Here is a 26,288-nt window from a genome sequence, read left to right on the forward strand (position 1 = left end):
TTAGCGGTCCACGTCTGACATAACAAAATCGATACTACCCAGATAGACGATCAGGTCGGATACCAGGCTGCCGCGAATCGCCGCCGGGATCTGCTGCAGGTGCGCATAGCTCGGGGTACGGATTCGGGTACGGTAGCTCATGGTGCTGCCGTCGCTGGTCAGGTAGTAACTGTTGATACCCTTGGTGGCTTCCACCATCTGGAAAGATTCCTGCGCCGGCATCACCGGGCCCCAGGAAACCTGCAGGAAGTGGGTAATCAGGGTTTCGATGTGTTGCAGCGTGCGCTCTTTCGGCGGCGGCGTGGTCAGCGGATGATCCGCCTTAAACGGCCCTTCCGGCATATTGTCGAGGCACTGCTGAAGAATACGCAGGCTCTGGCGCAGCTCTTCCACTTTCAGCATCACGCGGGTGTAGCAGTCAGAAACGCCACCGCCGGTCGGGATTTCGAAGTCGAAGTTTTCGTAACCAGAGTACGGACGCCATTTACGCACGTCGAAGCCGATACCGGTTGCACGCAGGCCGGCACCGGTAGTGCCCCACTCCAGCGCTTCTTTGGCGGTATAAGCAGCAACGCCGACGGAGCGGCCTTTCAGAATGGTGTTACGCAGCGCCGCTTTCTCGTAGGAATCAAGACGCTTCGGCATCCACTCGAGGAATTCGCGCAGCAGGCGATCCCAGCCGCGCGGCAGGTCGTGCGCGACGCCGCCAATACGGAACCAGGCCGGGTGCATACGGAAACCGGTAATCGCTTCCACCAGGTCATAGATTTTCTGGCGGTCGGTGAAGGCGAAGAACACCGGGGTCATCGCGCCGACGTCCTGAATGAACGTTGAGATGTACAGCAGATGGCTGTTGATGCGGAACAGTTCAGAGAGCATCACACGAATCACGTTGACGCGATCCGGCACGGTAATCCCCGCCAGTTTCTCCACCGCCAGCACGTACGGCATTTCGTTCACGCAGCCGCCGAGGTACTCGATACGGTCGGTGTACGGAATGTAGCTGTGCCAGGACTGACGCTCGCCCATCTTCTCAGCGCCACGGTGGTGGTAGCCGATGTCCGGTACACAGTCGACAATCTCTTCGCCATCAAGCTGCAAAATAATACGGAATGCACCGTGCGCAGACGGGTGGTTAGGGCCGAGGTTAAGGAACATAAAGTCCTCGTTTTCGGTCCCACGCTTCATCCCCCACTCTTCCGGTTTGAAGGTCAGCGCTTCCATTTCCAGATCCTGCTTGGCTTTAGTCAGCTCAAACGGATCGAATTCAGTGGCGCGCGCCGGGTAGTCTTTACGCAGCGGGTGGCCTTCCCAGGTCGGCGGCATCATGATGCGACGCAGGTTCGGGTGGCCGTTAAAGGTGATGCCGAACATTTCCCAGGTTTCACGCTCATACCAGTTGGCGTTCGGGAAAAGTTTGGTCAGCGTCGGTATGTTCAGATCGTTTTCAGACAGCGCCACCTTGAGCATGATGTCGCGGTTGCGGTCGATGGAGATCAGGTGGTAGAAAACGGAAAAATCCGCGGCCGGTAAACCGTCGCGGTGAGTACGCAGGCGTTCGTCCATACCGTGCAGGTCGAACAGCATGACGTAAGGTTTCGGCAACTTCTTCAGGAAATCGACAATTTCCAGCAGCTGTTCACGCTTAACCCAAACGACAGGAACCCCGGTGCGGGTGGCCTGAACGGTAAATGCATCCGGCCCAAAACGGTTGCGCAGTTCGCCGATGACCGGATCATCAAGGTGATCGCGGGTTTGCCATGCGGCCGCTTCTTGCGCGGTTAAATCGGTCATATTGTTCACCATTGCAAAAGGTCCGTGGTGACTGCCGGGAGTGGCCTTCGCGCTGTTGTATGTTGATTTGCGAAGTCAAAATGCCACCGCCCGCAGGCGCAAATTAAATCTCGTCAGGCGTGCGCAGATTGGTCACTGCAATGCGTTCGCCGCGTTTACGCTCGCGTTCCGACTGCATATTGGCGCGGTAAACGCCCTGATCGCCAACCACCCACGACAGCGGGCGACGCTCTTTACCAATCGATTCCTGCAGCAGCATCAGCGCCTGCATGTAGGCTTCCGGACGGGGTGGGCAGCCAGGGATATACACATCGACAGGAATAAACTTATCGACGCCCTGCACCACGGAGTAGATGTCGTACATGCCGCCGGAGTTGGCGCAGGCACCCATCGAGATAACCCATTTTGGCTCCAGCATCTGGTCATACAGGCGCTGAATTACCGGGGCCATCTTGGTGAAACAGGTTCCGGCCACCACCATCAGGTCTGCCTGACGCGGGGAGGCACGCAGAACTTCCGCACCAAAACGCGCAACGTCATGCACCGCAGTGAATGACGTCACCATTTCAACGTAGCAGCAAGAAAGGCCGAAGTTGTATGGCCAGATTGAGTTCTTACGACCCCAGTTGACCATATCGTGCATCGCGTGTTCGAGTTTCCCCATATACACGCTTTTGTTCACCTCTTGCTCCAGGGGATCGGTGACAATCTCCTGCTTTTGCAGAGGGTAACGGTCGTTCTCACCGTTAGGATCTATGCGGGTGAGCGTATAATCCATCTTATTGCCTCGCTTTTACTGCGTATTACGGTTAGTGACGCTGTCGGTTTCTGGGTTAACCAGCGTGCGGCGAGAACGTGCTGGCGTCCAATCCAGCGCGCCAATGCGAACGAGGTAAACCAGGCCGGCGAGCAGCACAAATATGAAAATGGCGGCTTCGATAAAGCCAACCCAGCCGCTTTCACGGATGGACGTTGACCAGGCGTACAGGTAGAGCGCTTCCACGTCGAAGATGACGAAGAACATCGCGACCAGATAAAACTTGGCCGACAGGCGCAAACGTGCGGAGCCAACGGAGTCGATACCCGATTCAAACGGGGTGTTTTTGCTTCGCGCGCGCGCGCGACCGCCAAGGTACCAGCCGCCGATTAACATCAGGCAACACAGGCCAATGGCAATGATCAGAAAGATAGCGAATGCCCAGTGATGAGCGATGATTTCAGTGGATGTTGACATACGCAAAGCTTTACCAAATAAGTAGCACGACCTGCTCTGCTCTTACCGGCAGATGGACGCTACATCGATTCATGGGGAGGATTAAAAAACCTACAAACAGCCCAATTGGAAACGTAGACCGCAAAATGTTGAGGTTTTTTACTCCTTTCTATAACCTTTTGTCAACTTTAACAAAAGTTTCCTCACATTAATTTACATCAAAGGTATTTCATTAACATTACGTGCCCTTTGATTCGATTCGCTTCAGAAGACCTTACGGTTTACCTGTTGTTGAATCGTGTCCGTATTGTAGCATTAACCGGAATTACCCCTCTATTTTGACAGGATTTTCTGATGATTCATCCCCCCAAAGAGAGGTATTTTCTTGATCTAAGACACGCTTTTGTTAATTCGCCCTGTAAAACGGCAACAATCTATCCGTTTTTTTAACATTAGCAGGTGATATGACATCGCGTTTGGTGAAGGGGGAATTGATGGATGAAATATTTCTAATTACATGATTATTATCACATTATTAGATTCATTTTTTCTTCGGTATCGCAAAAGCACAAAAAAAGAACCGCAAACTCGTTTTTTATCGTCTACGATTCTTTTTTGCACTTACATTTTGTTACCACTTTTCAACCGGAATGTTAATCAATGTCCCTTTCAAACATGAGGGTATTTTCTCCGTCTTCCGGGGTATACATTCCCGCTGAGGGCCAGGGATTGTGGCGCGGTTCCTGAGACTGGAAGATCATCTGCGTCAGCTCGTTTTCACTCTGCGCATCATAGCTCAGCATATATTCGGTTTCCGGCAGCTCCGGCATCCCCTCGCCTTTACCCAACGCACGCAGATCCGGACTCATCATTTCCACCGGACGCGCAGTGACGCCAAGCCCTGCCTTCACCGCCGCGCGAACGGCTGAGAGCGTCGAGGCGACGTAGGCCAATCGCCATGGCATGCCTGCGGCATCCAGCGTTTTAATAATCGTATCGCGGAACGGGCTCGGATCGTCAAGCAGCACCAGCGGCAGCGGCTCTTCAGGACGCAGCATAAATTCGGACGCACAGTACCAAAGCGTAGGTGAGGTACGCAGCACCGTCGAGGTAAAGCCTTCCAGCGGATGCGTGGTCAGCGCCAGGTCGACCTCTTTGTTCCGCAACATATCACCCATAACGCTATGACGCTTCACGCGCACGTCAAGAGCCAGCTTCGGATACGCTGAGCTAATTCGGTTTAGTAAAAAAGGAAGAATGGTGTCCGCCGATTCATCAGATGAGCCCAGCGTCAGTTGCCCCTGAAGCGGGCTAAACATTAGCGACGTGCATGCTTCATCATTAAATCGCAGAATTTTTCGCGCATAGCCCAACAGCTGGATTCCATGCTCCGTCAGCAGCTTATTTCGCCCATGACGGGCGAAGAGCTCCTTTCCCACCAGCTGCTCCAGACGCTGCATCTGCTGGCTCACGGCGGATTGGGTTCGACATACCGCAGCGGCGGCGGCGGCAAAGGTACTCAGATCGGCAACAGCAACAAACGTTCTCAGCAGATCGAGATCGAGGTTCAGTATCGGACGATTGGCATTTATCATATTAATCCACTTACAGGTTCGGAGACCGGCCTGCCTTATTGATGCTGCACTCAAAAATTTCAGGCTAATCCTTTAATCATCTTTCACCAATCGCTGACGAATGACTGCCTGACGAGTGTCAGTATTAAAATTGTCTGTTGCCAGAGTCAGCAACAGTTCCTTTTAACAATATATCCTTTAGCCTGTAGCTATTTATCGGACTCCCCCCGAGCGAAGCCTTGCGTAGGAAGTGGCAAGAAGCGTCGTCACGATAATGCGCCAGGAAGATTGCTGTACGTTTTAAAATAAGCCAGTAAACATGATGAATAACAGTGAGTTATAAAAACAATCATTGATAATCATCAACGAAACTAACTCTTAAGGGTCTTACTAACCATAACATATTAACCGAAAACCATAAGATTTATAAGCCTAAATAAGCTGTATCTCAAAGGGAAAAAAGGTTCAGAATCAAAACAATTTAAGAAATCTAACAAATCACATTCATTACTTTTCAAAATATAAAAAAATATTAATCTTTATCGGATGCCGCCATTAACATCAACTTCACAAAAGTAGGTATCATTACTAATCCTTATTTGTTGGGATTTTATTTTAAATTAAAATGGTTGAAGCAGGCTTAAAGTATATCCTGGCCAACGATACCTAAGCTAAACCATTTCTTTTTCCTTAGACATAAAAACCACTTTATCGACTAATGATGGCATATCTAACTGCAAAACAATAAATTAACAAAACATCAAACAAAGACAGCCGTCATTCCCCAGTAAAAAACAATGTTCCAACGACAAAAAATGAACAAAATCTTCTACTGCTAACCCTTCAAAACAGCGGGGATGGGGAGTACATTGTTCGGTGCTGACTTCCACGGCAGGGAGTGGCAATAACAGCTAAAAAGGTCAAAGGTTCATGTCCCCCATCGAAAAATCCAGAAAATTAGATAACGTTTGTTACGACATTCGCGGCCCGGTACTCAAAGAGGCCAAACGCCTTGAAGAAGAAGGCAACAAAGTTCTTAAACTGAATATCGGCAACCCGGCGCCTTTCGGGTTTGACGCGCCGGATGAAATTCTGGTCGACGTGATCCGCAACCTGCCGACGGCGCAGGGTTATTGCGACTCCAAAGGTCTCTATTCCGCGCGTAAGGCCATTATGCAGCACTACCAGGCGCGCGGTATGCGTGACGTCACGGTAGAAGACATTTACATTGGCAACGGCGTTTCCGAGCTAATCGTGCAGGCCATGCAGGCGCTGCTCAATAGCGGCGACGAAATGCTGGTACCGGCTCCGGACTATCCGCTGTGGACGGCGGCAGTGTCATTATCCAGCGGTAATGCGGTGCACTATCTGTGCGATGAGTCCGCCGGCTGGTTCCCGGACCTCGACGATATCCGCGCGAAAATTACCCCACGCACGCGTGGCATCGTGATCATCAACCCGAACAACCCTACCGGCGCGGTATACTCAAAAGAGCTGCTGATGGAGATCGTGGAGATCGCCCGCGAGCATAATCTGATCATCTTCGCCGACGAAATCTACGACAAGATCCTCTATGACGCGGCGCAGCATCACTCGATTGCCGCCCTGGCGCCGGATCTGCTTACCGTGACCTTCAACGGTTTATCCAAGACCTATCGTGTGGCCGGTTTCCGTCAGGGCTGGATGGTGCTCAACGGGCCGAAGAAACACGCGAAAGGCTACATTGAAGGGCTGGAAATGCTGGCCTCGATGCGCCTGTGCGCCAACGTTCCGGCGCAGCACGCGATTCAGACCGCACTGGGAGGCTATCAGAGTATCAGTGAATTTATTACGCCGGGCGGACGTCTGTACGAACAGCGTAACCGCGCGTGGGAGCTGATTAACGAGATCCCTGGGGTTTCCTGTGTCAAGCCACAGGGCGCGCTGTATATGTTCCCGAAAATCGACGCGAAACGCTTCAATATTCATGACGATCAGCGCATGGTGCTGGACTTCCTGTTACAGGAAAAAGTCCTGCTGGTTCAGGGCACTGCCTTTAACTGGCCGTGGCCGGATCACGTCCGTATCGTCACCCTGCCGCGTGAAGACGATCTGGAAATGGCCATCACCCGTTTTGGTCGCTTCCTCTCAGGCTATCACCAGCTGTAATCATCATCTGAATTGGCCGCCGGCATTTGCATCCGGCGGCCATCTCTGCGCACAATGCCTTTACTAAAGCTACTGAGTAAGGGTTGTTATGAATCAGAGTCATTTTTTTGCCCACCTCTCCCGCCTGAAGTTAATTAACCGCTGGCCGCTGATGCGCAACGTGCGCACCGAGAACGTCTCTGAACACAGCCTTCAGGTCGCGATGGTCGCTCACGCGCTCGCCGCCATTAAAAACCGCAAGTTTAACGGCCAGCTCAACGCCGAGCGTATTGCACTGCTGGCGATGTATCACGACGCTTCCGAAGTGCTGACCGGCGATCTGCCGACCCCGGTCAAGTATTTCAACTCTCAGATTGCCCAGGAGTACAAGGCGATAGAAAAAATCGCCCAGCAGAAGCTCATTGAGATGGTACCGGACGAACTGCGCGATATTTTTGCGCCGCTTGTCGACGAACATCAAAGCAGCGAAGAAGAGAAAGCGATTGTGAAGCAGGCAGACGCCCTGTGCGCCTACCTGAAGTGCCTGGAAGAGCTATCAGCCGGTAACAACGAATTCCTGCTGGCGAAAGGTCGTCTGGAGAAAACGCTGGCCTCACGGCGCAGCGAAGAGATGGATTACTTTATGGCGGTGTTCGTACCCAGCTTCCATCTTTCACTGGATGAAATAAGCCAGGACTCGCCGCTTTAATCCCCCCGACGACAGTGAGTTTGTAGGCCGGATAAGACGTTTACGTCGCCATCCGGCCTACCTATCCCGTTCATCAGAACGGGAATAAAATCGGCACCAGTATCACGCAGATGATCATCACCAGCACCGTAAACGGCACGCCGATTTTGACGAAGTCGCTGAAGCTGTATCTTCCGGGCCCCAGCACCAGGGTGTTTACCGGTGACGATACCGGTGTCATAAAGGCCGCCGAGGCCGCCATCGCGACGATCATCGCAAACGGATAGGGCGACACTCCCATCGATTTTGCCGTCGCCAGCGCAATCGGCGCCATCAGCACCGCCGTGGCCGTATTAGAGATAAACAAACCAATCGCCGCGCACATGACGAACAGACAGCCCAGCATCAGATAAGGCCCCTGCCCGCCGCCGACGTCCATCAGCCCTTTTACCACCAGATCGACACCGCCGGTTTTTTGCAGCGCTAACGCGAACGGCATCATCCCGACGATCAGGATAATGCTCGGCCAGTGAATAGACTTATAGGCGCTCTGGGCATCGATACAGCGGAATTTGCCCATCAGCAGGCAGGCGATAATCGCGGCAATGGGGTTAGGAATTTCATCGGTGAGCATCAGCGCGACCATCAACACCAGGCAAAAGATGGCGTGCGGCGCCTGGCTGTGCGCCGGCGATGCATCGCTCACTTCAACCGGCAGATTGAGGACCACGAAATCGCGGCCATTCTGCGCCAGCTGGCTTATCTGCTTCCAGTTGCCGACCACCAGCACAATGTCGCCCAACTGCAGTGACTCATCCACGACCGAGCCATCCAGCGCCTCGCCATCGCGTTTCATCCCTACAACGTTCAGACCGTAACGGGTACGGAAGCCCATTTCACGAATGGTTTTACCAATCAGCTCGGACTCTGGAATCAGCGACACCTCCGCCATCCCGACGTCCAGCGCCTGATCGGAGAAATACTCGCCGCGCAGCACCATCGGCTCGAGCATCTGCTCGCTACAGAACTGACGCAGGTCGATTTCAGCGGCGGACATATCAATCAGCAGCACGTCGCGCGCGCGAAACTCAGATACCCCGTTAACGTTCACAATCACCCGGCGAAAACGACGCCAGCGTTCCACCCCGATAATGTTGGCGCCATAGCGCTCGCGCAGCTTCATGTCGTCGAGACGCTGACCAATCATCGGCGAGCCGGGACGAATCGCCAGACGACGGGCACGGCCGGTCAGGTGATATTCTTTAATCAGATCGCGGAAGGTACTGCGTTTACGGCTATCTCGCGGCTGGCTGCCATCATCGCCCTTCAGTAAAAAGCGCATGACCAGCATATAGAGGATGCCGAAGACCAGCACCACCAGACCAATTGGCGTGACGCTAAAGAAGCTGAAACCCTCAAGCCCCTCGCGAATAAGCTCACTGTTGATAACCAGGTTAGGCGGCGTAGCCACCAGCGTCATCATACCGCTGATAAGCCCGGCAAAGCTCAGCGGCATCATTAAACGCGAAGGGGAAATATTCATGCGCGCCGAGACGCTAAGTACCACCGGGATAAAGATAGCGACGACGCCGGTCGAGCTCATAAATGCCCCCAACCCGGCGACGGTTAACATCAGGAATACCAGCATTTTGGTTTCGCTGTTTCCCGCCACCTGTACCAGCCAGGAACCCATGTTGGTCGCCACACCGGTGCGCACGAGGCCGTCGCCGATAATAAACAGCGCGGCAATCAAAATCACGTTAGGGTCGCTGAAGCCAGAAAAAGCTTCGCTTAGGGTCAGCGTGCCGCTGAGCACAAAGGCCACAATGATGCCCAGCGCGATCGCATCCATGCGCACCTTGCCGGTGGCGAAAAGCACCACCGCAATCGCAAGCAGACACAGCACCCAAATCAGTTCACCGTTCACAGCACATCCTTGTCATCAAATAAGCGGTAAGTTGTTCAAGTAAAAAGCCGTTGACTATAGTGACAGAAAAAAGCCCCAACGATGTGGGGCTAAATCATAAGATCATGCATTCTGCGAGACGTTGACCCAGCCATCAGCCTGTTTTTCAACCCGCAGCGACGCCAGCGTCGAGAGGACAAAGTCGACCTCCAGCAGCTCGGGCGTCTCCGGCGGTACGTTCACGGCGGCGACATGGCAGCCCGCCGCTAACCCCGACTGTACGCCCGCCAGCGCATCTTCGACGACCAGACAGTCCTGCGGCGGCAGACCCAGCAGTTCGGCCCCCAGTAAATAGGCGTCCGGTTGCGGCTTTCCGCGTTTGACTTGCTCGGCGGTGACGAACACCGCAGGCGTCGGCAGGCCCGCCGCGCGATGACGCGCATGGGCGACCGGAATGGAGCCAGAGGTAACGATGGCCCATGGAACGCTTTGCGCATCAAGATGCTGGAGCAGCGCCACCGCGCCAGGCAGCGCACGAATACCGTCGAGATCGTTCGCTTCTATCTGTTCCAGCCGCAGAAACTCGGCCTGAATTTCCGCTTCCGATTTATCCGGCATGAAATGACGCAGCGTGGTGATCGCCTGTTTGCCGTGAATAAAGTCCAGAACCGCTTGCGGATCAACGCCGTAGCTTTCCGCCCAAAACTGCCAGGAACGCTCAACCACCGGCAGCGAATCCACCAGCGTACCGTCTAAATCAAACAGGAAACCTTTGCACTGCACAGCGGCCTCCATCAGGCGTTAATGATCTGATTAATTTCGTTGCTGCTCAGATGATACTGGCGCGGGCACCCGTGCCAGACGTTCAGCATGCGCTGGTATTTGTCCCACATCGGGGTCTGCGCGTTGAAGCCGTGAGTCCCCGCATCAAAGTGGGTATAGCGGCCTTCCACATTCACCATAAAGCGGACATAGCCCAGGAAACGCGCTTCGGTCGCCGCATCAAAGCCGAGGAAAGTGACACGACGTTCATCAATGGTGTCGGCGTCTTTCAGGTTGGTCCAGGAGACGTGCAGCGCGTGGTACATCTCCATGATGTCGATAACGATACGACAGGTCTCTTCTTTGAGTTCGCCAAATTCACGGTCCAGTTCGCGCATCTGTAAACCATAGCCACGTTCGATAATGGTCTGCAGGCGGCGGTAGCGCTCAGCGTTGTCGGGATCAAGCATAGTCATCATTTTGTACTGATTGGACAAAATCAGACGTTGAGCATGGGTCATTTCCATTTTTCGACTCCTGTTGCGCTTTGCAGCATAAAAAAAAAGACACAAGGTTTGTGTCTTCTTTTATATGCGTTTTTCGCTATCAATTACAAATCATCGAGGAAAGTTTTATCCAGTTGTTTGAAGGCGCGCTTAAGCGTGTCAGCCAGCGCCTGGTAATCCGGCTTTCCTTCGACCGGCGCGAGCGCCTGCCCGGCTTCCTGTAATTTGCCGCGCACTTCATAGAACCACTGCAGGATTGACGGCGGCAATGGCGTGACGGAACGCTTACCCAACCACCACAGACCTTGCATCGGCAGGCTCAGCGCAAAGAGCGCCGTGGCCACCGCGGGGCCAAGCTGACCACCCAGGGCGATTTGCCAGCAGAGCGTAAAAATCGCCAGCGGCGGCATCAGGCGTATCGCATGGCGCGTCGCGCGAATCACGCGATTCTCAACAAACACCGGCGCAAGACGTTTTTCCAGCGGCCACGTCTTTGCATAGTGCTGCCCCCGGCTAAACAAACTGAAAAAACTGACCGGGCGTTGCTCGGGAGTCGACATGGCTAACCTCAACTTCTCGTATAAAAATTAAAATATTTTTGCAAAACAACAACTGGGTATGACATCGTTCAAAAAATTTTGGCATAGGCCCGGCAATCGGGTATCCTGTGCCAGCCTGAGATAACCTGATTCTATACACTCCGGCACATCAAATTATCGCATATTCTGCCATTGGCTGAAAATTATGCAAAATGGCTTAGAATCAATATGTATTTCTTAGATCATGCCTGAAAAGTGTTCCGGGCATGATGTTAATCATAAATGTCGGTGTCATCCTGCGCTACGCTTAATGACTCATTGACGTTTTTTTAGCCACGTATCATAAATAGGTACTTCCATGTCGAGTAAGTTAGTACTGGTTCTGAACTGCGGTAGCTCCTCACTGAAATTTGCAATCATCGATGCAGTTAATGGTGAAGAATACCTCTCTGGTTTAGCCGAATGTTTCCATCTTCCAGAAGCACGTATCAAGTGGAAAATGGACGGCGGTAAACAAGAAGCGGCTTTAGGTGCAGGCGCCGCTCACAGTGAAGCGCTGAACTTCATCGTTAATACAATTCTGGCACAAAAACCAGAACTGTCTGCTCAGCTGACCGCGATCGGCCACCGTATCGTACACGGCGGCGAGAAGTACACCAGCTCCGTTGTGATCGACGAATCCGTTATCCAGGGCATCAAAGATTCTGCCTCTTTCGCTCCGCTGCACAACCCGGCTCACCTGATCGGTATCGCCGAAGCGCTGAAATCCTTCCCGCAGCTGAAAGACAAGAACGTTGCTGTATTCGATACCGCGTTCCACCAGACCATGCCGGAAGAATCTTACCTGTATGCTCTGCCGTACAGCCTGTACAAAGAACACGGCATCCGTCGCTACGGCGCGCACGGCACCAGCCACTTCTATGTGACTCAGGAAGCCGCGAAAGTTCTGAACAAACCGGTTGAAGAAGTTAACATCATCACCTGCCACCTGGGCAACGGCGGTTCCGTTTCCGCTATCCGTAACGGCGTGTGCGTAGACACCTCCATGGGTCTGACCCCGCTGGAAGGTCTGGTGATGGGTACTCGCTCTGGCGATATCGACCCGGCTATCATTTTCCATCTGCATGACACCCTGGGCATGAGCATCGACCAGATCAACAAGCTGCTGACCAAAGAGTCCGGCCTGCTGGGTCTGACCGAAGTGACCAGCGACTGCCGTTATGTAGAAGACAACTACAAAGATAAAGAAGACGCTAAACGTGCAATGGACGTTTACTGCCACCGTCTGGCGAAATACATCGGCGCTTACACTGCACTGATGGACGGTCGTCTGGACGCGGTTATCTTCACCGGCGGTATTGGTGAAAACGCGGCAATGGTGCGTGAACTGTCCCTGGGCAAACTGGGCGTTCTGGGCTTCGAAGTTGATCACGAACGTAACCTGGCTGCCCGTTTCGGCAAGTCTGGCTTCATCAACAAAGAAGGCACTCGTCCTGCCATCGTTATCCCGACCAACGAAGAACTGGTCATTGCACAAGACGCCAGCCGTCTGACTGCCTGATATCACACCGCCAGCCTAGCTGGCGGTGCTGTTTTGTATCCCGCCCGAAACTGGCGGTAACGAAAGAGGATAAACCGTGTCCCGTACTATTATGCTGATCCCTACCGGAACCAGCGTCGGCCTGACCAGCGTCAGCCTTGGCGTGATCCGTGCTATGGAACGCAAAGGCGTTCGTCTGAGCGTCTTTAAGCCTATCGCTCAACCACGTTCCGGTGGCGATGCGCCTGACCAGACTACCACTATCGTTCGCGCAAACTCATCAACAACGACAGCGGCTGAACCGCTGAAGATGAGCCATGTAGAAACGCTGCTCTCCAGCAATCAGAAAGATGTGCTGATGGAAGAGATCATCGCTAACTACCACGCGAACAGCAAAGATGCAGAAGTGGTGCTGGTTGAAGGCCTGGTCCCAACCCGTAAACACCAGTTCGCTCAGTCTCTGAACTACGAAATCGCGAAAACGCTGAATGCGGAAATCGTCTTCGTCATGTCTCAGGGTACCGACACTCCGGAACAGCTGAACGAGCGTATTGAACTGACTCGCAACAGCTTCGGCGGCGCGAAAAACACCAACATCACCGGCGTTATCGTGAACAAACTGAACGCACCGGTTGATGAACAGGGCCGTACTCGCCCGGATCTGTCTGAGATCTTCGACGACTCATCCAAAGCGCAGGTCGTGAAAATCGACGCTGAACAGCTGAAGGGCCACAGCACGCTGCCAGTACTGGGCGCGGTACCGTGGAGCTTCGATCTGATCGCCACTCGCGCGATCGATATGGCGCGTCACCTGAACGCCACCGTGATCAACGAAGGCGATATCAACACCCGCCGCGTGAAGTCCGTGACCTTCTGTGCGCGTAGCATCCCGCACATGCTGGAGCACTTCCGTGCAGGTTCCCTGCTGGTAACCTCCGCAGACCGTCCAGACGTGCTGGTTGCAGCCTGCCTGGCCGCGATGAACGGCGTGGAAATCGGTGCCCTGCTGCTGACCGGCGGCTACGACATGGATCCGCGCATCAGCAAGCTGTGTGAGCGTGCATTCGCTACCGGCCTGCCGGTATTCATGGTGAACACCAACACCTGGCAGACCTCTCTGAGCCTGCAGAGCTTCAACCTGGAAGTTCCGGTTGATGACCGCGAGCGTATCGAGAAAGTTCAGGAATACGTTGCCAACTTTATCAACCCGGAATGGATTGATTCCCTGACTGCGACCTCTGAACACAGCCGTCGCCTGTCTCCGCCGGCATTCCGCTACCAGCTGACCGAGCTGGCGCGTAAAGCGGGCAAACGCGTTGTTCTGCCGGAAGGCGACGAACCGCGTACCGTTAAAGCGGCCGCTATCTGTGCGGAACGCGGCATCGCAACCTGCGTCCTGCTGGGTAACCCGGACGAAATCAACCGCGTTGCGGCCTCTCAGGGTGTTGAACTGGGCGCTGGCGTTGAAATCGTTGATCCGGATGTGGTTCGCGAAAGCTACGTGGCTCGCCTGGTCGAACTGCGTAAGAACAAAGGCATGACCGAAACCGTTGCCCGCGAACAGCTGGAAGACAACGTGGTTCTCGGTACCCTGATGCTGGAACAGGACGACGTAGACGGCCTGGTTTCCGGTGCGGTTCACACCACTGCGAACACCATTCGTCCGCCGCTGCAGCTGATCAAAACTGCGCCGGGTAGCTCTCTGGTGTCTTCCGTGTTCTTCATGCTGCTGCCTGAACAGGTTTACGTTTACGGCGACTGCGCGATCAACCCGGATCCGACTGCAGAACAGCTGGCAGAAATCGCGATTCAGTCCGCTGAATCCGCCATTGCTTTCGGTATCGAACCGCGCGTTGCAATGCTCTCCTACTCCACCGGCACCTCTGGTGCAGGTAGCGACGTAGAGAAAGTTCGCGAAGCAACTCGTCTGGCACAGGAAAAACGTCCTGACCTGATGATCGACGGCCCGCTGCAGTACGACGCCGCTGTTATGGCTGACGTAGCAAAATCCAAAGCACCGAACTCTCCGGTTGCAGGTCGCGCTACCGTGTTCATCTTCCCGGATCTGAACACCGGTAACACCACCTATAAAGCGGTACAGCGTTCTGCCGACCTGATCTCCATCGGGCCGATGCTGCAGGGTATGCGCAAGCCGGTGAACGACCTGTCTCGTGGCGCGCTGGTAGACGATATCGTCTACACCATCGCTCTGACCGCGATCCAGTCTTCACAGCAGCAGTAATTCTTGCTGATGATGGCATGAAAAAGGCGACCAACAGGTCGCCTTTTTATTTACAGTAGCTCTCGCGCGGCCGACACAATATCATGCGCAGTCAGGCCATATTCTTTCTGTAAAAAGTCCTGTGTTCCCACCTGGCCGTAGCGTTCTTTCACCCCCACCCGCCGCATCGGTACGGGACACGTTTCGACAAGCACTTCCGCCACCGCTGACCCCAGGCCGTTATGGATGCTGTGGTTTTCACAGGTCACGATACGCCCGGTTTTTTCCGCATAGTTTTTTACCAGCATTTTGTCGATAGGCTTGAGGGTGAACATGTCGATCACCGCCGCGCTGACCCCAAGCTGCTCAAGCTGGCGTGCCGCTTCCAGCGCCTCTGTCACCATAATACCGTTGGCAATCAGCGTAATATCACTACCTTCGCGCAGCACGTTGCCCTTGCCGATGGTAAAGGTTGACCCTGGCGCATACACGCTCGGCGCCTGCTTGCGGATGGTACGCAGCCAGTAAAAACCGTCGAGGTTGATGAGCTGACGCAGAATATCTTCAAACATCACCGCATCGGTGACTTCCAGCACCACCGAATGCGCCAGACCGCGGACAATCCCCATATCCTCAAAAGACATATGCGTACCGCCGTTATGACAGGCGGTCACTCCCGCGTCAGAGGCAATCACCTTGACGTTATTGCGCTGATAATCCAGCGACATAAACAGTTGGTCAAAGCAGCGGCGGCTGGCAAATGCGGTGAATGTGTGAACAAACGGCTTACGTCCGGTGAGCGATAGCCCGGCGGCGGTGCCAATCACGTTCGCTTCCATAATGCCGCAGTTGATCACATGTTGCGGATACTCGCGGGCAACGCTATCCATCGCCATAGAGCTCATCAGGTCAGCTTCCAGCGCGATGATCGGGCTGCCTTCGGCAATCTGCTGGGCAACAAATCCGGCGTATACTTTACGCATTTCCAGAGCGTCTTTTTGTCCTGCAGGGGCAACCTTAATCATGTTCAGTCTCCAGTTGGCGAATGCTCTCGTTTATCGTCTCTTTCATCTCATCCGTCAGGCGTAAATGGTGGTTATTGGCGAGATTCTCGAGATAGGGCACCCCCTGGCCTTTGACGCTATCGAGGATCACCACCCGTGGGCGAGCATCAACAGGCGGCACCGGCTGTACCGCCGCCAGCAGCCCTGGGATGTCATCGCCTTTTACGGTCACCACGTCAAAACCAAAGGCGCGGAATTTTTCGTCAAGGTTGAAAGGACAGATAATGTCATCCAGCTTGCCGTCAAGCTGCAGCTTGTTCCAGTCGACAAAGACGGTCAGGTTATTCAGACGATGATGGGCAATAAACTGGAACGCCTCCCAGCACTGCCCCTCATTCAGTTCGCCATCCCCCACGATGCAGAAAACACGATTCGCGCGCCCCGCCAGTTGATGCGAGAGCGCCATCCCCGCCGCGATGGAAATCCCCTGCCCCAACGACCCCGTCGTCGCATCCACGCCGCGCGTTTTGAGCCTGTCCGGATGGCTCGGGAGCCGCGTTCCGTTTTGGTTCAGCGTACTCAGCTCCTCAATCGGGAAATATCCCTTAATCGCCAGCGTACTGTAAAGCGCCGGGCCGGCGTGCCCTTTCGATAGCACAAAATAGTCCCGTTCTGGCCAGTCCGGGTCTGCCGGGTCAATTTTCATTACCGCACCGTATAGCACGGCCAGCGTTTCCACCACCGACATGCTGCCGCCGTAATGGCCGAACCCCAGATTGGTCAGCGATTTCAGGGTTTCCACGCGAATCTCACGCGCCAGTGCGCTCACTTCTTTCACATTCATGATTTAGCCCCGTTGTTCTCCTGCGCGCTGCCGCCCACAGATTTCTTTTTCGCAAAAACGTTGTACGCCACCAGCGCTGCAAACAAGGCGACGACCAGGCCCGTAATAGCAAACGGCGACAGGTAGCGGGCCAGGTTCCCCAGCACAATACCGACAACGCCAAAATCAGCATCCGAGAAGGTCGTATTGGCAAAGCCAATCGCCCCTAGTACTGGCAAGAGCAGCACAGGCAGGAAGGTGATCAGCAGACCGTTAGCAAACGCGCCAATCATCGCGCCGCGTCGGCCACCAGTTGCATTGCCAAACACGCCGGCCGTCGCGCCGGTAAAGAAGTGCGGCACCACGCCGGGTAAAATCAGCACCCACTTAAACTGCCCACACAGGAACAGCCCAACGAGTCCACCCAGGAAGCTGAACAAGAAACCAATTAACACCGCGTTAGGGGCGTAGGGATACACCACCGGGCAGTCCAGCGCCGGGCGTGCGTGCGGCACCAGCTTTTCCGAGAAACCGGTAAACGCCGGTACGATCTCAGCCAGAATCAGGCGCACCCCTTGCAGGATGATGAATACACCGGCAGCAAAGGTGATCGCCATAATGATGGCGTAGACGAGATAGTTCTGACCGCCGCTGAAGGTGCTTTCAACATATTCACGCCCTGCGCTGACCGCCATGATCAGGTAGATAATCATCATGGTCAGAGAAATGGAGATAGAGCTGTCACGCAGAAAACTCAGGTTCTTCGGCAGGTTCATCTCTTCGGTCGAACGCGACCCTTTACCGCAGACGCTGCCGATCCAGCCCGAAAGCACATAGCCCAACGTACCGAAGTGGCCGAAGGCGATGTCATCGGTGCCGGTAATACGCTTCATATAACGCTGTGCCAGCGCCGGGAAGAATGCCATGACCAGGCCGAGGATTAGCGAGCCGGTAAAGACCAGTCCGATACCGTCGAAACCCGCAACGGTCAGGATTACGCCGATCATGCAGGCCATATAGAAGGTATGATGGCCGGTCAGGAAGATATATTTCAGGCGCGTAAAACGGGCGACCAGAATATTCGCGACCATACCAAATGCCATAATTAACGCCGTTGACGCACCGTACTTCTCAAGCGCAATAGAAACAATCGCCTCATTATTCGGAATAATGCCTTGTATATTAAAGGCGTGTTCAAACATCCCTCCCAGTGGATTCAATGAGCCAACTAATACTGTCGCCCCACCGCCCAGGACAATAAACCCCAGGATAGTTTTAATCGTTCCCTTCACAACATCGGAAAAAGATTTCTTTTGTGCCACCAGGCCAATTAGCGCAATTAGCCCGACCAACACCGAAGGCACTTTGAGTATATCAACAACAAAATTCAGCGTTTCAAGGATAAACATATCCGCCTCGCTATATAGAATTATTGTTTGGCAAACCAGGCGCGCAGCTGCGCTTCGAGTTCGTTAATATCGATGATGTTAGTAATGACCACCAGCTGACTCTCCGGCACGCTGGCGCTGGCGGCGATGTCCTTGGCCATCACGAATAAATCAGCCGCTCCTGGGGTGGCCGACGACAGATCCGAGTGCTCCACCTCAGCCTCTATTTCGAGCTTTTTAAGCACTTTTTTAATATTCATCTCAACCATAAAACTACTGCCCAGGCCAGAACCGCAAATTGCCATAATTTTCATTATTGTCACCTTTTGGGTAGAGTGCATTCCCATCACGCAGGCGCGTAATGTGCTATAAGTCGGATTGTATAAATAAATTAGAAACGTGCGATGATAGTTTTAATCTCCTCGATACTGGTTGCCTGATGTAATTTATGCATATCTTCGTCGCTGGAAAATAATTCCGCCAGCGCAGAGATCATTTCAATATGGCTATGCTTATCCGGTGCCGCCAGCATAATAACGAGGTCCACAGGATCGAATTCTTCACAGCCAAATGATACGCCCTGCTGCAATTTCAGCAGCGACAGCCCTAAGCCGTTGGCGCCTTCTTCAGGCCGCGCATGAGGCATAGCCAAACCCGGCGCCAGCACATAGTACGGCCCCAGCTTACGATGCTGTTCCACGATGGCCGCCACGTATTTTTTTTCAATCACGCCCGCTTCCAGCAGCGGCCGGGCGCAGATATCCAACGCCTGCGACCAGTCTTCGACACGCTGTTGCAGCGTAATAGTGGCATCGGAGATCCAGGTATTGAGCATTTTGTCCCTCGTCTTTTCGCAAAAGATGGGCAAACTTTATGCAACCAGACAACAGTTATCTGAGAGGGCGCTCACAAAGATAGCGCTATCATTCAAGAACGCACAGATTTGTGATAGCGCTATCATTTCGCAATCATCACATGAAAACGCAGAAAAATTTCCCGGTTAGGGCGTATACTCCCTGACAGATGAAGTAATGGATGATAATAAAAAACGTCTGTTTAGCAGGAATATGTATGTCTCTTACCCGAAAACGACGGAGTACCGGCAAGGTGACGATCGCCGATGTTGCTCAGTTAGCTGGCGTCGGCACCATGACCGTGTCCCGTGCGCTTCGCACGCCGGAACAGGTCTCCGATAAGCTACGAGAAAAAATCGAAGCGGCGGTTGCAGAACTCGGGTATATGCCCAATCTCGCCGCCAGCGCGCTGGCATCCGCCTCTTCAAAGACCATCGCCATGGTGGTGCCCAATCTTGCCGAGGCGGGCTGTTCCGCCATGTTTGCCGGGCTTCAGCAGATATTGCAGCCTGCAGGCTATCAAATCATGCTCGCAGAATCGCAACACCGTCTTGAGCAGGAAGAAAAGTTGCTGGAAACGCTGCTGGCCTCAAATATCGCTGCCGCCATACTGCTTAGCGTTGAACATAGCGACACCGTTCGTCACTGGTTAAAGAACGCCTCGATTCCGGTCATGGAAATCGGTGCAATGCGGGCCGATCCTCTCGATATGAATATTGGGATTGATAACGTAGCCGCCATGTTCGAGCTGACTGAAATGCTTATCCATCGCGGATATCAGAATATTGGTTTACTGTGCGCCAACCAGGAACAGTGGATTTTCCAGCAGCATTTACATGGTTGGTATAAAGCGATGTTGCGCCACCATATGTCGCCCACCCGAGTGATTAACGCGGCCCTGCCCGCTAACTTTTCCACGGGCGCTTCTCAGCTTCCCGAGTTTATTCTGGCATGGCCGGAGCTGGATGCGCTGGTCTGTGTTTCCGATGAGCTTGCCTGTGGGGTGCTCTATGAATGCCAACGTCGGCGGATTAAAGTGCCGGATGATTTAGCCGTCGTCGGCTTTGGCGACAGCGACGTTAGCCGGGTATGTCAACCACCGTTGACAACCATGGCTGTACCGCATCATAAAATTGGTCTGGAGGCCGGACGAGCGCTTCTGGAACGCCTTAACGAGGGAGACTGGAGCGACAGGAAAACCATCGTCTCCAGTTTATGCATGAGGGATAGCTGCTAGCGATTACTCGGCTTCTTCCTCAACGTGGACTTCGTTGTTGGCGTTTCGCGTCATCCACAGCGCCAGCGCCTTCAGCGAGTCATCGGTAAATTCATCACAGCGGGCAGTAATTTCTTCCGGCGTCATCCAGCACACTTCGCTCACCTCTTCTTCCTGCAAGGCAAACGGCCCGTGTGAAACGCAGCTGAACAGGCTTCCCCAAACACGGCAGTGCTTATCTTCAAAATAGAATTGCCCGTGGTCGGCGAATGGCACGCCAGCAATGCCCAGTTCCTCTTCCGCCTCGCGGCGAGCGGACTCCAGCAGCGGCTCATCTGCCTGAACGACACCCCCAGCGGTGGCGTCCAGCATACCCGGCTGGTAGTCTTTCGTTTCGGTGCGGCGTTGCACCAGGATTTTGCCCATGCCGTCGTGCACGACGATATAGGTTGCCCGGTGACGCAGGCACTGCGCGCGCATCTGTTCACGGCTCGCTTGCGCGATGACCTCATTGTCTTCGCTGACAATATCGACCCATTCCGTGCTTGCCAAATGATTCTGCTCGACCATCCGAAAACCTTACCTTGAAAGCGCTCTTTACGGCGCGTTTTGTGATTGATGGGTAACTTACGGGTTAATAGCAACCTCTGCAATAACCTGTTGATCATTGAGTGCTAAAACTTGCAGTTTATGCCCGTCAAGCAGCCCATAGCTGGCAGCAAAACCGCCCTTAGGAATGCTAACTGAACCGGGGTTAAATAAGAATATCTCATCGCGTTTTTCTGCCACCGGAAGGTGCGTATGTCCGTAAACCAACACATCATTCGCGGCCAATGGCGGAAGATTCGCCGGACCATAAAGATGCCCGTGGGTCAAAAACAGCCGCTGATGTTCGGTGAGCACCTGCTGCCACGGCGCGGTAATGGGAAAGTGCAATAGCATCTGGTCAACTTCGCTATCGCAGTTGCCGCGCACGGCGATAATACGCTCGGCAACGCTATTGAGGCGTTCTGCCACTTGGGCCGGGGCATAGCCTTCCGGCAGTGCGTTACGCGGCCCATGGTTAAGAACATCCCCCAGAATCACCAGCCAGCGTGCGCCGCTCTCGACAAACAGCGCCAGCACCCGTTCGGCAGCCGGTAAGGAGCCATGAATATCCGATGCAAACATCAGCTTCATTAATCAAATCCCCACAATGATAAACCCCAATATCATAATGGATTACATCGACTTTTTCAGCCTGCGCGTTTTGCCGAAAGCGCCACATAACGTTGCACCGAGGCGCGCTGCCATTGGAAGGCCGCATAGTCTGCAAGCTGTTCCGGCACATCATCTCCGTTGAATACCAGCCGGTTAAGCATCAGCGCCAGGTCGGTATCCGCCAGACACCACTCGCCAAACAGGTTGGGTCGACCGTGAGCCAGCAGCGCACTGGCGGTGTCAAACAGTTTAGCCGCGCTTTTGCGTCCTGCCTCCGTCAGCGGCGCTTTTTTCTCACCAGCAAAGATAACCGACGTCGGCCGCTCTTCGCGGATAGGCATCAGGTCGCTGCGCAACCACGCCTGAATCTGTCGGGTAAGCGCGCGTTTTTGCTGGTCGTGCGGATACAACCGCTCCCACTCTGGCGGTGCAAAACGCTCATCAAGGTATTCCGTGATCGCGGAGGATTCACTGAGTGCAAAATCATCGACTTCGAGCAAGGGAACGCGACGGGTCGCCGCATAGCCGCGCCAGCCAGCCTGCAGATGTTCCCCCTGGTCGAGATTGACAGTTTTCAGGGTAAACGGCAGTCCTTTCTCCTGTAGGGCAACATAAACGGACATCACATAAGGCGAAAAGAAATCAGAATCGGACCAAAGGGTAAGAGTGGGCTGGCTCATAGTTTCCTCAACGGTGGGCAGACGAAATGCGAACGATACAGGCGCGAACCGGCGTCCATGACAACTGATTGCCAACATAGCTTGTCTTTATACGGATGTCACTTGCCCTCAACATGAGGATTTTGCAATCAGCGATGACCTACGTCAGAGCTTGCCGCGTGACAGGCGCTTTCGTGTATGATGAAGTGGACAACAAAAAATAAGGAGAACACCTGCAATGTCTCAGTCTGACGCCGTCATCCGCATCAAAAACCTGCGCCTGCGCACCTTTATCGGCATCAAAGAAGAGGAGATCGCGAATCGTCAGGACATCGTCATCAATCTGCAAATTCGCTATCCGGCAGAGAAATCACGCAGCAGCGAAGATATCAACGACGCGCTGAACTACCGCACTATCACCAAAAATATTATTCGCCACGTAGAAAGTAACCGTTTCTCTTTGCTGGAAAAATTAACTCAGGATGTGCTCGATATCGCACGCGAACATCACTGGGTCACTTATGCTGAAGTGGAGGTCGATAAACTTCACGCGCTGCGTTATGCCGACTCGGTGTCCATCACCCTAAGCTGGCAACGCTAAGCGCCCCCTGCGGGAGGTCGTATGAGAGTTCTGCTTACCGGCGGCACTGGGCTGATAGGCCGCCATTTAGTTTCGCGCTTGCTGACGCTGGGTCATACGGTGTGCGTCGTGACCCGTTCTCCGGAAAAAGCCCGACAGATGCTCGACGCGCGCGTCGAGATTTGGCCAGGCCTGCAGAATGTGTCCACCCTTGACGGTGTCGACGCGGTCGTTAACTTGGCCGGTGAACCCATTGCCGACAAGCGCTGGACCCACGCGCAAAAGCAGAAACTGTGTGACAGCCGCTGGGCAATCACCCAGCGTATCAGCGAACTCATTCAGGCGAGCGAGACGCCGCCTGCCGTGCTGATTTCCGGCTCGGCAACCGGCTACTATGGCGACCTCGGTGAAGTCGTGGTCACGGAAGAAGAGCCGCCGCATAACGAATTTACCCACAAGCTGTGCGCTCGCTGGGAGCAAATCGCCAGCTCCGCGCAGAGCGACCGCACCCGCGTCTGTCTGCTGCGTACCGGCGTGGTGCTGGCCCGCAGCGGAGGGATCCTCGGCAAAATGGTGCCGCCATTTAAGCTGGGGCTCGGTGGCCCCATCGGCAACGGCAGGCAGTACCTGGCGTGGATTCATATCGACGATATGGTCAACGGCATCCTGTGGCTGCTGGATAACGATCTGCGCGGGCCGTTTAATATGGTCTCCCCCTACCCGGTCCGTAACGAACAGTTTTCCCACGCGTTGGGTCAGGCCTTAAACCGTCCGGCTTTTCTGCGCGTTCCCGCCACCGCCATCCGCCTGCTGATGGGAGAATCGTCCGTGCTGGTACTCGGCGGCCAGCGCGCGCTACCCAAACGGCTGGAAGCGGCCGGGTTTACCTTCCGCTGGTACGATCTGGATGAAGCGCTGGCCAATATTCTGCGCTAGCGCCACCTATGTCTATCCGGTGATAGCGCTCGGCTATCACCGGCCAAACTAACATATTGCTTTGCAACGCAGCTTTGATGCTAAGGTATGTGTTTTGGCTCTTCGTTACGGCAATCTTTATGGTCTCAATCACCACTCCACGGCTACAGCTTTCCCCCTTCAATGAGCACGACTGGCCCTTCTTTTTACAACTGCGACAAAACCGCGAGGTGATGCGTTTTATGGGCGAAGTGCTGGATGAAGCGGCGATACATACGATATTTAAACAACGCTGCCGGGAAGCGGGTATTTTCGTTATCCGCGATGCGCAGGGCACGCCACTAGGCGATATCGGTCTGCGTATCAGCAGCAGAAACCCGCATGAAGCGGACGTCGGTTACGCGCTGTTGCCGACTGCGCAGGGTAAGGGCTATGCCAGCGAAGCGCTGGCGGCCATTTGCGACTTCGGCTTTCAACAGCTTTCGTTGGGGGCGATTAATGCCTGGGTGCTGGGTGATAATCAGCATTCGGCGCATCTGTTGGAAAAACAGGGTTTCACCCGCACGCAGGTGCTGGAAAAGGCGTATCTGTTGAATGGTCAGTACTATGATGACTGGGTGTATCGACTGGAAAAACAGGCCCGTTAACCGGGCCTGTACCCGCTTAACGCGATGCCGCACCGCTCGCCTGGAAGGCAGCCTCAAGATCGTTGATCAGCACCTCCGCCGGTTCCTGGCCGACAGAAAGACGAATCAGGCCCCGGGAGACGCCCGATTCATCAAGCGCCGCCTGATTGTAACCGCGGTTAGGCGAAATAATCAGACTCTCATAGCCCCCCCAGCTAGGACCAATTTTAAACACCCGGCAGGCATCAATAAAACCTTTCACCTTCTCAAAATCGGCATTTTTCAGTTCAAAGCTGAACAGCCCTGAGAAACCGCTCATCTGGCGTTGGATAATCTCTTTTTCCGCCGTCGACGCCAGATAGGGGTGGCGAATATTTTCGACATCGTCGCGGCGCCGCAACCAATCAATCACCTTGATGGCATTATGCTGATGTGCCTGCATTCGTACCGGCAGCGTACGTAAGCCGCGCAATAACAGCCACGCGCTGAACGGTGCCAGCACAGCCCCCAATAGCTGATGCGAAAAATCACGAATCGGCCCCATCAGCGAAGACCGGGTAATCACCACACCAGCCAGAATATCGCTATGCCCGGCAAGATATTTAGTACAAGAATGAATAACAATATCAAAACCGAGGCTGAGTGGTTTCTGGAAGAGCGGCGTCGGCCACGTATTATCAATGGCGGTAATAATATTATGCCGCGCAGCCAGTTCGGCAATCGCCCGCAAATCGACAACTCTCATGGTCATCGAACCGGGGGATTCCGTATAAATCATTCGCGTATTAGGTTTTATTTTACACGCAATATCCAGCAGATCACCGTCGGGAATAATATCGTATTCCACATCATATTTTTGCGCCAACGACTTAACCAGTTCAACGGCTGGGCCATAGACTTGATTGACCAGAAGAATATGATCGCCGCGATTCAGGTAACCGATCATCACCGCGCCAATCGCGCCCATTCCCGATGCAAAGCATCGCGCCTCTTCCCCGCCTTCCAGACGCGCCAGCTTCTCTTCAGCCATGCGAACCGTTGGGTTCAGACCGCGGCTGTATATATAACGCCGCGTCTCCTGCAGCATATCATCGCAATATTGTTGATAATCTTTTTGCGCAAACAGGCTGGTCTGTATAATTGGCGGCGCCACTGCGCCAAAATAAGCTTCATGCGGTTCGTCCATTCCAGAGCAGGCAAGATAATCGCTTTCCAACACAGCGCCGTTATTCATTAACATATTTTCATAGCTAGCCATTATATATTTCCCATTTTATTTTCCTGATGCAGAAATATGACAGCCAGCAACGATAATTTATGTTGTATGTGTAGAAAAACGGAAAATAATAAAGGCTGGATTATCCAGCCTTTATTTTATTTGAGCGCGCCGCTGAGGAACTGCTGCAAGCGCGGGCTTTTCGGATTGCCGAACACCTCTTCCGGTTTGCCTTCTTCCTCAATTTTCCCCTGATGGAGGAAAATGACGTGCGAAGAGACATGGCGCGCAAAGCCCATTTCGTGGGTCACCACCACCATGGTTTTCCCCTCTTCCGCCAGTTGCTGCATGATACGCAGCACCTCACCCACCAGTTCAGGGTCCAGCGCGGAAGTCGGTTCATCAAACAGCAAGACCTCCGGCTCCATCGCCAACGCCCGGGCAATGGACACACGCTGCTGCTGGCCACCGGACAGATGCACCGGATATTTACCCTGCTGCCGCTCGTCGATGCCCACCTTTGCCAGATACTTCACCGCCCGCTCGCGCGCTTCCTGTTTGCTCAGGCCCAGCACCTGAATGGGAGCTTCCATCACATTCTCCAGCACCGTCATGTGGCTCCACAGATTGAAGTGCTGGAAGACCATTGTCAGGCGCGTGCGTAGCAGGCGCAGTTGGTTTTTATCAGCCACCTTGAGTTGACCGTCATTATCGCGCACCAGGCCAATATTCTGCCCATTGACGATAATCGTGCCTTCGCTCGGCTTTTCGAGGAAGTTAATGCAGCGCAGAAAAGTACTTTTTCCCGACCCCGACGAACCGATAATGCTGATCACGTCGCCAGCGTTAGCTTTCAGCGACACGCCCTTCAGCACCTCGTGCTCACCGTAGCGTTTGTGCAGGTCGATTACGTTTAGTTTTTTATCAGCCATCATGT

26 protein-coding genes are annotated in these 26,288 nt (G+C 53.9%); 8 read left to right on the top strand and 18 right to left on the bottom strand.

Going from position 1 to position 26,288, the window contains the following annotated elements:
- From nuoC to lrhA, 4 genes are all read right to left on the bottom strand, one after another.
- On the bottom strand, nucleotides 1–1,806 hold the full coding sequence (gene nuoC / locus K7B04_RS22190) for an NADH-quinone oxidoreductase subunit C/D (protein WP_163449085.1): 1,806 nt from the start codon (nucleotides 1,804–1,806) through the stop codon (nucleotides 1–3).
- A 91-nt stretch (nucleotides 1,807–1,897) separates the two neighbouring features.
- A complete protein-coding gene (gene nuoB / locus K7B04_RS22195) occupies nucleotides 1,898–2,572 on the bottom strand; it encodes an NADH-quinone oxidoreductase subunit NuoB (RefSeq protein ID WP_003861482.1) in 675 nt (224 codons plus the stop codon).
- Nucleotides 2,573–2,587: 15 nt separating this feature from the next.
- Nucleotides 2,588–3,034 (bottom strand): NADH-quinone oxidoreductase subunit NuoA, encoded by a 447-nt coding sequence (nuoA, locus tag K7B04_RS22200; protein ID WP_064543881.1) that lies wholly within the window; start codon nucleotides 3,032–3,034, stop codon nucleotides 2,588–2,590.
- Nucleotides 3,035–3,660: 626 nt separating this feature from the next.
- Nucleotides 3,661–4,602, bottom strand: coding sequence for a transcriptional regulator LrhA (gene lrhA, locus K7B04_RS22205; RefSeq protein ID WP_163449086.1), 942 nt, complete (start codon nucleotides 4,600–4,602; stop codon nucleotides 3,661–3,663).
- 909 nt (nucleotides 4,603–5,511) lie between these two features.
- Between lrhA and alaA the strand changes: the two genes are divergently transcribed.
- Entirely contained in the window at nucleotides 5,512–6,729 is a 1,218-nt protein-coding gene (alaA, locus tag K7B04_RS22210; RefSeq protein WP_064543877.1) for an alanine transaminase AlaA, read from the top strand.
- An 88-nt stretch (nucleotides 6,730–6,817) separates the two neighbouring features.
- The gene (gene yfbR / locus K7B04_RS22215) at nucleotides 6,818–7,417 is read left to right on the top strand and encodes a 5'-deoxynucleotidase (RefSeq protein ID WP_163448722.1); all 600 of its coding nucleotides are present in this window, start codon (nucleotides 6,818–6,820) and stop codon (nucleotides 7,415–7,417) included.
- 73 nt (nucleotides 7,418–7,490) lie between these two features.
- On the opposite strand, the gene K7B04_RS22220 is transcribed toward yfbR, so the two are convergent.
- The 4 genes from K7B04_RS22220 to yfbV form a co-directional block, all read right to left on the bottom strand.
- Nucleotides 7,491–9,323: an SLC13 family permease gene (locus tag K7B04_RS22220; protein WP_223803051.1), complete on the bottom strand. Its 1,833-nt coding sequence runs from the start codon at nucleotides 9,321–9,323 to the stop codon at nucleotides 7,491–7,493.
- 102 nt (nucleotides 9,324–9,425) lie between these two features.
- Nucleotides 9,426–10,085 carry a sugar phosphatase gene (locus K7B04_RS22225; protein WP_223803052.1) on the bottom strand — a complete coding sequence of 220 codons (660 nt, stop codon included), beginning with the start codon at nucleotides 10,083–10,085 and terminating at the stop codon, nucleotides 9,426–9,428.
- Between the two features lie 11 nt (nucleotides 10,086–10,096).
- Complete coding sequence (locus tag K7B04_RS22230; RefSeq protein ID WP_035892491.1) at nucleotides 10,097–10,591, bottom strand: YfbU family protein; 495 nt, start codon at nucleotides 10,589–10,591, stop codon at nucleotides 10,097–10,099.
- Nucleotides 10,592–10,674: 83 nt separating this feature from the next.
- Complete coding sequence (gene yfbV, locus K7B04_RS22235; protein ID WP_064543871.1) at nucleotides 10,675–11,130, bottom strand: terminus macrodomain insulation protein YfbV; 456 nt, start codon at nucleotides 11,128–11,130, stop codon at nucleotides 10,675–10,677.
- 337 nt (nucleotides 11,131–11,467) lie between these two features.
- Here yfbV and ackA point away from each other — a divergent pair, with 337 nt between their 5' ends.
- Both ackA and pta read left to right on the top strand, forming a co-directional pair.
- On the top strand, nucleotides 11,468–12,670 hold the full coding sequence (gene ackA, locus K7B04_RS22240; RefSeq protein WP_163448726.1) for an acetate kinase: 1,203 nt from the start codon (nucleotides 11,468–11,470) through the stop codon (nucleotides 12,668–12,670).
- A 76-nt stretch (nucleotides 12,671–12,746) separates the two neighbouring features.
- Nucleotides 12,747–14,891 carry a phosphate acetyltransferase gene (gene pta / locus K7B04_RS22245; RefSeq protein ID WP_064543867.1) on the top strand — a complete coding sequence of 715 codons (2,145 nt, stop codon included), beginning with the start codon at nucleotides 12,747–12,749 and terminating at the stop codon, nucleotides 14,889–14,891.
- 50 nt (nucleotides 14,892–14,941) lie between these two features.
- Here the strand turns inward: pta and K7B04_RS22250 are convergent, their stop codons facing one another.
- The 5 genes from K7B04_RS22250 to K7B04_RS22270 form a co-directional block, all read right to left on the bottom strand.
- Nucleotides 14,942–15,895: a transketolase family protein gene (locus tag K7B04_RS22250; RefSeq protein ID WP_064543855.1), complete on the bottom strand. Its 954-nt coding sequence runs from the start codon at nucleotides 15,893–15,895 to the stop codon at nucleotides 14,942–14,944.
- Nucleotides 15,888–16,718 (bottom strand): transketolase, encoded by an 831-nt coding sequence (locus tag K7B04_RS22255; protein WP_167575343.1) that lies wholly within the window; start codon nucleotides 16,716–16,718, stop codon nucleotides 15,888–15,890. The genes K7B04_RS22250 and K7B04_RS22255 overlap by 8 nt, the downstream gene beginning before the upstream one ends.
- Nucleotides 16,715–18,106 (bottom strand): PTS ascorbate transporter subunit IIC, encoded by a 1,392-nt coding sequence (locus K7B04_RS22260; protein ID WP_163448730.1) that lies wholly within the window; start codon nucleotides 18,104–18,106, stop codon nucleotides 16,715–16,717. The genes K7B04_RS22255 and K7B04_RS22260 overlap by 4 nt, the downstream gene beginning before the upstream one ends.
- A gap of 20 nt (nucleotides 18,107–18,126) precedes the next feature.
- Nucleotides 18,127–18,399 (bottom strand): PTS sugar transporter subunit IIB, encoded by a 273-nt coding sequence (locus K7B04_RS22265; RefSeq protein ID WP_041146575.1) that lies wholly within the window; start codon nucleotides 18,397–18,399, stop codon nucleotides 18,127–18,129.
- 77 nt (nucleotides 18,400–18,476) lie between these two features.
- A complete protein-coding gene (locus K7B04_RS22270) occupies nucleotides 18,477–18,920 on the bottom strand; it encodes a PTS sugar transporter subunit IIA (protein WP_163448731.1) in 444 nt (147 codons plus the stop codon).
- A gap of 236 nt (nucleotides 18,921–19,156) precedes the next feature.
- Here K7B04_RS22270 and K7B04_RS22275 point away from each other — a divergent pair, with 236 nt between their 5' ends.
- Nucleotides 19,157–20,176, top strand: a complete 1,020-nt coding sequence (locus tag K7B04_RS22275) for a LacI family DNA-binding transcriptional regulator (RefSeq protein ID WP_163448732.1) — start codon at nucleotides 19,157–19,159, stop codon at nucleotides 20,174–20,176.
- 3 nt (nucleotides 20,177–20,179) lie between these two features.
- On the opposite strand, the gene yfcD is transcribed toward K7B04_RS22275, so the two are convergent.
- The 3 genes from yfcD to yfcF are packed head-to-tail and all read right to left on the bottom strand — an operon-like array spanning nucleotide 20,180 to nucleotide 22,035.
- Nucleotides 20,180–20,725, bottom strand: coding sequence for an NUDIX hydrolase YfcD (yfcD, locus tag K7B04_RS22280; protein WP_163448733.1), 546 nt, complete (start codon nucleotides 20,723–20,725; stop codon nucleotides 20,180–20,182).
- A gap of 57 nt (nucleotides 20,726–20,782) precedes the next feature.
- A complete protein-coding gene (yfcE, locus tag K7B04_RS22285) occupies nucleotides 20,783–21,334 on the bottom strand; it encodes a phosphodiesterase (RefSeq protein ID WP_223803053.1) in 552 nt (183 codons plus the stop codon).
- 56 nt (nucleotides 21,335–21,390) lie between these two features.
- Nucleotides 21,391–22,035: a glutathione transferase gene (gene yfcF / locus K7B04_RS22290; protein WP_167575340.1), complete on the bottom strand. Its 645-nt coding sequence runs from the start codon at nucleotides 22,033–22,035 to the stop codon at nucleotides 21,391–21,393.
- A gap of 217 nt (nucleotides 22,036–22,252) precedes the next feature.
- Here yfcF and folX point away from each other — a divergent pair, with 217 nt between their 5' ends.
- From folX to K7B04_RS22305, 3 genes are all read left to right on the top strand, one after another.
- Nucleotides 22,253–22,615, top strand: coding sequence for a dihydroneopterin triphosphate 2'-epimerase (gene folX / locus K7B04_RS22295; RefSeq protein WP_163448736.1), 363 nt, complete (start codon nucleotides 22,253–22,255; stop codon nucleotides 22,613–22,615).
- A 21-nt stretch (nucleotides 22,616–22,636) separates the two neighbouring features.
- Nucleotides 22,637–23,530 carry a TIGR01777 family oxidoreductase gene (locus K7B04_RS22300; protein WP_223803054.1) on the top strand — a complete coding sequence of 298 codons (894 nt, stop codon included), beginning with the start codon at nucleotides 22,637–22,639 and terminating at the stop codon, nucleotides 23,528–23,530.
- 119 nt (nucleotides 23,531–23,649) lie between these two features.
- A complete protein-coding gene (locus K7B04_RS22305) occupies nucleotides 23,650–24,156 on the top strand; it encodes a GNAT family N-acetyltransferase (RefSeq protein ID WP_163448738.1) in 507 nt (168 codons plus the stop codon).
- Between the two features lie 16 nt (nucleotides 24,157–24,172).
- Here K7B04_RS22305 and K7B04_RS22310 read toward each other — a convergent pair whose 3' ends face one another.
- Complete coding sequence (locus K7B04_RS22310) at nucleotides 24,173–25,393, bottom strand: PLP-dependent aspartate aminotransferase family protein (RefSeq protein WP_223803055.1); 1,221 nt, start codon at nucleotides 25,391–25,393, stop codon at nucleotides 24,173–24,175.
- 116 nt (nucleotides 25,394–25,509) lie between these two features.
- The gene (gene hisP / locus K7B04_RS22315; RefSeq protein WP_064543830.1) at nucleotides 25,510–26,283 is read right to left on the bottom strand and encodes a histidine ABC transporter ATP-binding protein HisP; all 774 of its coding nucleotides are present in this window, start codon (nucleotides 26,281–26,283) and stop codon (nucleotides 25,510–25,512) included.
- Between the last annotated feature and the right edge of the window lie 5 nt (nucleotides 26,284–26,288).

It is taken from the genome of Kluyvera sp. CRP (assembly GCF_019930565.1).
GTDB classification, from domain to species: Bacteria; Pseudomonadota; Gammaproteobacteria; order Enterobacterales; family Enterobacteriaceae; genus Kluyvera; species Kluyvera georgiana_A.

Coding starts and splice junctions, on each gene's coding strand:
- nuoB (WP_003861482.1), bottom strand. CDS start 2,572: ATGGATTATACGCTCACCCGCATAGATCCTAACGGTGAGAACGACCGT.
- K7B04_RS22250 (WP_064543855.1), bottom strand. CDS start 15,895: ATGATTAAGGTTGCCCCTGCAGGACAAAAAGACGCTCTGGAAATGCGT.
- yfcF (WP_167575340.1), bottom strand. CDS start 22,035: ATGAGCCAGCCCACTCTTACCCTTTGGTCCGATTCTGATTTCTTTTCG.
- ackA (WP_163448726.1), top strand. CDS start 11,468: ATGTCGAGTAAGTTAGTACTGGTTCTGAACTGCGGTAGCTCCTCACTG.
- yfbR (WP_163448722.1), top strand. CDS start 6,818: ATGAATCAGAGTCATTTTTTTGCCCACCTCTCCCGCCTGAAGTTAATT.
- nuoC (WP_163449085.1), bottom strand. CDS start 1,806: ATGGTGAACAATATGACCGATTTAACCGCGCAAGAAGCGGCCGCATGG.
- K7B04_RS22300 (WP_223803054.1), top strand. CDS start 22,637: ATGAGAGTTCTGCTTACCGGCGGCACTGGGCTGATAGGCCGCCATTTA.
- K7B04_RS22230 (WP_035892491.1), bottom strand. CDS start 10,591: ATGGAAATGACCCATGCTCAACGTCTGATTTTGTCCAATCAGTACAAA.
- yfbV (WP_064543871.1), bottom strand. CDS start 11,130: ATGTCGACTCCCGAGCAACGCCCGGTCAGTTTTTTCAGTTTGTTTAGC.
- K7B04_RS22265 (WP_041146575.1), bottom strand. CDS start 18,399: ATGAAAATTATGGCAATTTGCGGTTCTGGCCTGGGCAGTAGTTTTATG.
- K7B04_RS22260 (WP_163448730.1), bottom strand. CDS start 18,106: ATGTTTATCCTTGAAACGCTGAATTTTGTTGTTGATATACTCAAAGTG.
- K7B04_RS22305 (WP_163448738.1), top strand. CDS start 23,650: ATGGTCTCAATCACCACTCCACGGCTACAGCTTTCCCCCTTCAATGAG.
- K7B04_RS22275 (WP_163448732.1), top strand. CDS start 19,157: ATGTCTCTTACCCGAAAACGACGGAGTACCGGCAAGGTGACGATCGCC.
- yfcD (WP_163448733.1), bottom strand. CDS start 20,725: ATGGTCGAGCAGAATCATTTGGCAAGCACGGAATGGGTCGATATTGTC.
- K7B04_RS22310 (WP_223803055.1), bottom strand. CDS start 25,393: ATGGCTAGCTATGAAAATATGTTAATGAATAACGGCGCTGTGTTGGAA.
- K7B04_RS22270 (WP_163448731.1), bottom strand. CDS start 18,920: ATGCTCAATACCTGGATCTCCGATGCCACTATTACGCTGCAACAGCGT.
- alaA (WP_064543877.1), top strand. CDS start 5,512: ATGTCCCCCATCGAAAAATCCAGAAAATTAGATAACGTTTGTTACGAC.
- yfcE (WP_223803053.1), bottom strand. CDS start 21,334: ATGAAGCTGATGTTTGCATCGGATATTCATGGCTCCTTACCGGCTGCC.
- K7B04_RS22255 (WP_167575343.1), bottom strand. CDS start 16,718: ATGAATGTGAAAGAAGTGAGCGCACTGGCGCGTGAGATTCGCGTGGAA.
- lrhA (WP_163449086.1), bottom strand. CDS start 4,602: ATGATAAATGCCAATCGTCCGATACTGAACCTCGATCTCGATCTGCTG.
- hisP (WP_064543830.1), bottom strand. CDS start 26,283: ATGGCTGATAAAAAACTAAACGTAATCGACCTGCACAAACGCTACGGT.
- folX (WP_163448736.1), top strand. CDS start 22,253: ATGTCTCAGTCTGACGCCGTCATCCGCATCAAAAACCTGCGCCTGCGC.